Annotated in this window: 6 protein-coding genes; 3 read left to right on the top strand and 3 right to left on the bottom strand. The window is 36.8% G+C overall.

What is annotated here, in order from left to right; genetic code table 11:
* Positions 1-77: 77 nt before the first annotated feature.
* On the bottom strand, positions 78-269 hold the full coding sequence (locus NZ519_10920; protein MCS7029262.1) for a hypothetical protein: 192 nt from the start codon (positions 267-269) through the stop codon (positions 78-80).
* 11 nt (positions 270-280) lie between these two features.
* Positions 281-2,116 (bottom strand): T9SS type A sorting domain-containing protein, encoded by a 1,836-nt coding sequence (locus NZ519_10915; GenBank protein MCS7029261.1) that lies wholly within the window; start codon positions 2,114-2,116, stop codon positions 281-283.
* A gap of 72 nt (positions 2,117-2,188) precedes the next feature.
* Here NZ519_10915 and NZ519_10910 point away from each other — a divergent pair, with 72 nt between their 5' ends.
* The 3 genes from NZ519_10910 to NZ519_10900 all read left to right on the top strand — a co-directional run bounded on the left by NZ519_10910 (position 2,189) and on the right by NZ519_10900 (position 5,381).
* Positions 2,189-2,959 (top strand): hypothetical protein, encoded by a 771-nt coding sequence (locus tag NZ519_10910; protein MCS7029260.1) that lies wholly within the window; start codon positions 2,189-2,191, stop codon positions 2,957-2,959.
* Complete coding sequence (locus tag NZ519_10905) at positions 2,931-3,749, top strand: hypothetical protein (protein MCS7029259.1); 819 nt, start codon at positions 2,931-2,933, stop codon at positions 3,747-3,749. Before NZ519_10910 ends, NZ519_10905 begins: the two co-directional genes overlap by 29 nt.
* Positions 3,750-4,013: 264 nt before the next feature.
* On the top strand, positions 4,014-5,381 hold the full coding sequence (locus NZ519_10900) for a TolC family protein (GenBank protein ID MCS7029258.1): 1,368 nt from the start codon (positions 4,014-4,016) through the stop codon (positions 5,379-5,381).
* A gap of 63 nt (positions 5,382-5,444) precedes the next feature.
* Here the strand turns inward: NZ519_10900 and NZ519_10895 are convergent, their stop codons facing one another.
* Positions 5,445-5,942, bottom strand: coding sequence for a hypothetical protein (locus NZ519_10895; protein MCS7029257.1), 498 nt, complete (start codon positions 5,940-5,942; stop codon positions 5,445-5,447).
* Between the last annotated feature and the right edge of the window lie 188 nt (positions 5,943-6,130).

The following is a 6,130-nucleotide window of genomic DNA, read 5'->3' as shown; positions in this document are numbered from 1 at the left end:
CTAACGGCATGCTCCATGCCCCTCACGCAGATGACCTGTGCAGTTATGTCTTTACCTTGTTTGAGCTTGAAGCACAATTACTTACAAGCTAAAACCTTGCATAAGAAATAAAGAAACGATGGGTTCAGAGATTCTTTGCGTGAGGCATGCGAAGGGCGTGCGTCAGCACGGTGCGGAGCGCAGCGTAGCACCGAAGCGTTAGCGTAGCCCGCAGCACGCCGACCTTGCCCACACCAGCGCAAGCGAAGTGTGGGCAAGGACACGCCCAAAAAAATAAAAATCATTCTTTTATCAGAACCTTATGATACACTAAATCCTTGACAATGCACTGCACAATGTAGGTTCCCGCAGGTAAAGAAATGTCTATTCTAACTTTTGGACTATCTGCATCAACCTTTTTTGAAAACACTTCCCTTCCTAACATATCTAAAATGCTTAATCTAGCCACAGAGTTATTTTGAGGCATCTCTACAAAGAAAGTTCCTTGTGTAGGATTAGGAAATACATTAAAATTCTGAAATGTAGAGGTCTGCCGAATATGAGTAATTTCATCAAAATTACAGGCGTTAAGAAAAACGACACTACATTCCGAAGGAGCAGCAGTAGTTTCAGGAATTAGTCCCCTATTAACTAAATGAGTCTTGATAGTGTTAAAATACGCTCCTCCGAACAAGCTGCAATCGGCTTGAATGAGCAACAAAGCTGCATCTTGCATGGACATATTCATAGCTAAGCCATATAACATTTGTAAAACTAACCTATCTGTTTTAGATGCGCCCAAGTCATTCCATATATCCATAAGCGCAGAGGAAAATATAGGCGCATCGGCATAAATGTTACCTGTAAGATTGGTCGGATATTTTTTAGTAGAGTTAGTTACTCGCCCTGCCCAAAATGTATTATGCCCATCCCAATTAAATACATTGTACCAAGCACTGTAAGGGTACATAGCTCTTGAAAGCGAAGAAGCAAAATAATCTCCAATAGCTTCATCTACCGCCATACGCTGCGAACCTGAATTAGAATTCGGACTAGCTTCATTACTCAAAGCATGACTATATTCGTGTATAATTACATCCATATCTTCGGCATCATCTACGCCCCCTATCCCAAAGTGGATATCGCCTGCCGTACCACTAACTATCGGCTGTAAGTAAAAACTATTATCCACAGTACCGTAATGAGCATCTACTCGTACAGGGCGATTGCCAATATTGTTAAAACCTAAACATTGCACATAACGCTGCATTCTGTCAATAAAATAATATGCGTTAGTTTGTTCAAAACCTTGTTGGTGGCGCTTGTAATCAAACTTACCTGTACTGCTTTGTGCCAAAGTATCGTCAGGCGTGCCTAAGTCCACTATCTCCACATAAGGACCTTTAAGCTCAAATTGGTTGGTAGTAGAATTATACGTAAGACCTTTGAGTGTTACCTCTTTACGTTGGGCTTCTAGTAAAGGATTGTTAGCATCATTATTGTCTATGCAAAAAGTGCCACAACTGCCATAAGTATTCCCTGAACTGGTCAAGGGATCAGGATAAAATACATAGCCCGTAGTGTCTGTATGCGATTTTTTTGTAAAAAATGTTCTGTTATCTTGGTAATAGAGTGTTTTCAGAGTGTGTGCATGCAAATAGTATGTTTGACCAATGCCAATATCACGCACATTTACTTTGAAAACAGGTACAATCACACTATCCGAGATAGGTAAAAAACCTTCTTCTACTTGATACATATACGAAATACGCAAGCGCTGGGCAGCTATGCTTTTTTGAGAAAAAGAGTAAATTACAGGCTGAACATAAATTAGTGCTGTGGAAAAAATACTAGTACATTCATTTTTAAGATTGTAATTTACTTTAATTGTAGCATAAAATATCGGATAGCCCTCATACAACTGCTGATACAATACATGTTTACCCGCAGGACTTTGCTTTTCATAAACTTGCTTAAAAGTGGTATTGACATAGTGTTGAAAGTATTTTTCTATTTGAAAAATTTGTGGATTTGTAAAGAATTGACTTTCACACTTTTTTTGTAAATGATAGTTCAGATTTTGAGCTATACTCAAAATTAGTCCAGAAAAAGCAATAGTAAAAATGCTTTTAAGCATACACAAAGATAAAAAATTTTTCAAACTTTGATTGAGAATTCAAAACAATCGTTAGTTTTGTAAAAAGTCCGCATGTTACACAAAAAACTGCTTGCTTGGATTTTATGCGTATTTAGTAGCAGTTTGTTAGCTCAAACGGACATGTCTTATTTAGAGTATTTGTACAACCAAAAAGAATATGCACTTTTACAATATGAAATTGAACAGATTTACAAGAATAAGACAGAATTAAGTACCAAAGAATGGCATAGAATAAGCTTTTGGCAGTATAGCATTGGAGATACTTCGGGGAACTATGCAATTCCATTTTTTGAGAAAGCATTACAAGTAAAAAAGCTGCATTCGTTTGGGGGAAGTCCAAGTTCGGAATATGAGCTACTTTTGCAGTATATCAGCCAAGCCTACTGTATACGCCGAAGAGAGACTCTTCGCCCTTCGCCGATTTACAAAGATACCGTACTGCAAAAGTATCACAGCCAATTACAGCAATTAGTTCAAAAATATGCGTTCAGCACTCATAAAAGTCCAATATTGGCAGGTTTTTTTTCCGCTGTTATTCCAGGATTGGGCAAAGTATATTCAGGTAGCCCTGTGCAGATGATTGTCCCTTTATTTAGTACGATTAGCTTTGCAGCCCAAGCAGTAGAAATTGCCCTTAAATCAGGATATAAAACTCCTATATTTTGGATACCTGTAAGCTTAGGGGCTATCTTTTACCTGTCTAACATCTACGGAAGTGCAGAAGCCGCTAAACAATACAATTCAAAACAAAAAAAGAATTATTATGCAGAACTGGATGCTTTGCTGGATAGTGTTGTGGCATACTACGCTTATCGCGAATAGTTTCTTTCAAGATACGGTTCAGGTTAGAAAGGCGTTTTTAGCAGCTATATCCAAAAAAGACACGTTTTTAGTACGAAATTTTGCAGAAAAGTATGCTTTCTACGGAGATAGCGTTCAAAGAGCTTGGGTTTATAGCCAATTAGCTTACTTTTATTTATCTCAAAGCCAACCGCAAAGTGCGCTGAAATATGCCCGAAAAGCACTTAAATACGAAAAAGACAGAAAAGCTGCGGCAAAGTTATTTTATGTATGTCAAAATAGCATGTTCCTGCAATCTTTGTACAACTATTCCGACTTGTACAAAGACTCGGTTTTTACTTACACTACAGACAGCATACTCAAAAGACAAAGTTTATTCACTTATTTACTTAGTCAAATTCATCAATATCAATGGAGAGCAGCGCAAGAGCTGACAAAAAAGTATTTTGGGGACAATTCTAGATATTGGGACAGTGTTTTTAGCTTTCATACTTCGCATGTTCGGCTTAAATCTGTTACAAAAGCGGTTATTTTATCTTATCTTTTTCCAGGGCTTGGGCAGTGGTATGCAGGCTTTTATGCACAAGGCGTTATTAGTTTTGTTTTTGTTTTTTTATCTATACTTGTACTTTATTTTATTGTTAAAAAACAGTGGTATTTAATTGCTTATTTTACTTTTTTAGGAGTGTTTTTTCGTTTTTATCTTGGCGGAGCAAAATTTGCTCAAAAGCAGATACATTTTTACAATTTAATGCAGCAAGAAAAGTGTGTCCAAAACCTTAAAATAGAGATACAGAAAAAAATGAAGTAGTTTTAATTATCAAGCGGTTTTTTTAAGTCTGAAATTTTATTTTTTGGGCGTGCCCTTGTGGGCAAAGCCCACAAGGTCGGCGTGCTGCGGGCTACGTGCGGAATGCCCCGACCCTTGCGCAGCAAGGGGCACGCCCAAAAATTAACCTTTAATAAAAAGACAAATGATGATATAAAAATGCTGAATATGCAAATTTCACCTCACAGCAATTGTGATTGGTCATGTATTTAGCTTTACTTGAACACCAGGTCTTATTTTTACGGCATGAAAGTGCTTATTTTACTTCTTATAGGCTTGTTAAGTGCCCTCTGCGGCGCAGCCCAAAAAATGTATTCATTAGAACAGTGTATTCAATATGCCACAGAAAATAATCTACAAGTTAAACAAAGTAAAAATGCGGAAAAACTGCAAGAAAACACTTTTTTTCAAAGTAAAGCCAATTTTGCCCCTAACCTCAATGCCAATAGCAGCGTAGCAAGAGCTTGGGGTAGAAACCAAGACCCTAGCACCTTTCAACTTATTGAAACTCAATCTGATTTTGTACAAAGCGGTTTAAGCAGTACAATTATTCTATTCAACGGCATGAACAACCATTATACCTTAGAGCGCAATAAACTCAACTTGATTGCTTCTCGCATTGCAACCGAAAAAATAAAAAATAACATTGCCCTGAATGTAGCCCTTTTATTCATTCAAATTATCTTGGATAAAGAACAAATAAAAGTAGCCGAGCAAAGTATTCAATTAGATGAAGTCCGAATAGCCCGAGCGCAAAAATTATACGAAAAAGGTGTAATTACAGAAGGGGAAATACTCAATTTGCAAGCTCAATTAGCTACAGATAAACTTAATCGGCAAACGTTAGAAAACCAACTTAAAAAGGACAAACTTTCTTTACTACAAGCTATGGAACTACCTGTTGAAGAGGATTTTGACATAGTAGTTCCTGAAATTTCTGATGTGAGCTTGATTTTGCCAGACCTTCAAACCATCTATAACTATGCTTTACAAAATATGCCCGAAGTTAAAGAGCAGCAAAACAGACTTAAAAGCAGTCAAATTGGTTTAAAAATAGCAAAAGCAAGCTACTATCCTATTTTGTCCCTTTCTGGAAATATCAATGCAAGGGCTACATTTTTCAAGCCTTATGAAGTAACTACATTTGATTTTAGTACTTATCAATTTGTAAATAAGCGCATAGCGCCTGATGACTTTTTTACACAATACAATCGGAATTTAGGTAAAACCTTAGGTATTACCTTGCAAGTGCCTATTTTCAATCGTTTTAATGTGCGGATGAACGTATCGAATGCCCGGTTAGAAGTTATCAATCAAGAAATACAGCTCAAAGCGGTGCAGAATCAGCTCATAAAAGATATTCAACAAGCATACATTGACGTTCAAAATGCACAGGAACGTTATCGTAGTCTTGAAGAGCAAGTAAAAGCATTAGAAAAAGCTTATCAATATGCGCAAAAACGTTTTGAAGCAGGTGCTATCAATAGTGTGGATTTACTTACTACTCAAAACAATTGGCAAAGAGCGCGGTCTGAGCTTTTACAAGCTAAGTACACACTTATTTTTAGGAGTAAAGTTTTAGACTTCTATCAAGGTAAGCCCATACGATTGTGATGTATTAGTACAGCTGCAACCTGTAAACGCTGATACAGCATTAAGAAAACATAGCCCATTTAGCTATTTTGCGTAGTACTTAACGCATTCCAATAGTGTGATATTATACAAGGACTTATTCATAAGTTCTTCTTCATCAGATGTCTTAAAGTATTCAAACAGTTGTTCAGGCTGTAAGCCAGTATAAGCACAAAGTTCCTTTATGTTATTCCATCTTTTTATTGCTCTGTTAGTAAAAATTTTGTAAAGAACGTAACAAGTTCTGTCGTATCTTTTGTGAAATGAGAAATTTTCCATAGTAACGATAGCATTTTGTAAAAAGGCTGATTCCAGTTCGGGATTTACTACCCCAATGATGTAAGTTTTTTGTCTATGCAAAAGCGCTATCTGAACATTTGTTTTAGTAAAAATAGGAATAAATTTTCCTTCCTCGCTTTTACCAGTTGTAAATACCTCTTCGGCGACGCGGCAATTTACGTCATAAACTTTTGTGTTTATTTTTTCCTGAAATTTCTTTATAGAAGCATCTGGTTCTAGCTTGAAAGGCTTAAGAATATCCATAATAAGAAATGATTAAGACTACAACTAAATTTTACTGGCTTTATAGGCTTGTTACAAAGTTAAACAAAATTCTTTGAATCTCTGACGTATAAAACTCTAATAATTTACTGAATTTTTTTTGGGCGTGCCCCTTGCTGACGCAAGGGTCGGGGCATTCCGCACTGCGCTTCGCTTCGGTACTTCGCTAA

Source organism: Bacteroidia bacterium (genome assembly GCA_025056095.1).
In the GTDB taxonomy this organism is placed as follows: domain Bacteria; phylum Bacteroidota; class Bacteroidia; order JANWVE01; family JANWVE01; genus JANWVE01.
This window is presented reverse-complemented; position numbering and strand designations above follow the sequence as displayed.

What these genes read in the sequence shown, in the direction of transcription:
- NZ519_10915 (MCS7029261.1), bottom strand. Translation starts at nt 2,116, where the DNA reads ATGCTTAAAAGCATTTTTACTATTGCTTTTTCTGGACTAATTTTGAGT.
- NZ519_10910 (MCS7029260.1), top strand. Translation starts at nt 2,189, where the DNA reads ATGTTACACAAAAAACTGCTTGCTTGGATTTTATGCGTATTTAGTAGC.
- NZ519_10900 (MCS7029258.1), top strand. Translation starts at nt 4,014, where the DNA reads ATGAAAGTGCTTATTTTACTTCTTATAGGCTTGTTAAGTGCCCTCTGC.
- NZ519_10895 (MCS7029257.1), bottom strand. Translation starts at nt 5,942, where the DNA reads ATGGATATTCTTAAGCCTTTCAAGCTAGAACCAGATGCTTCTATAAAG.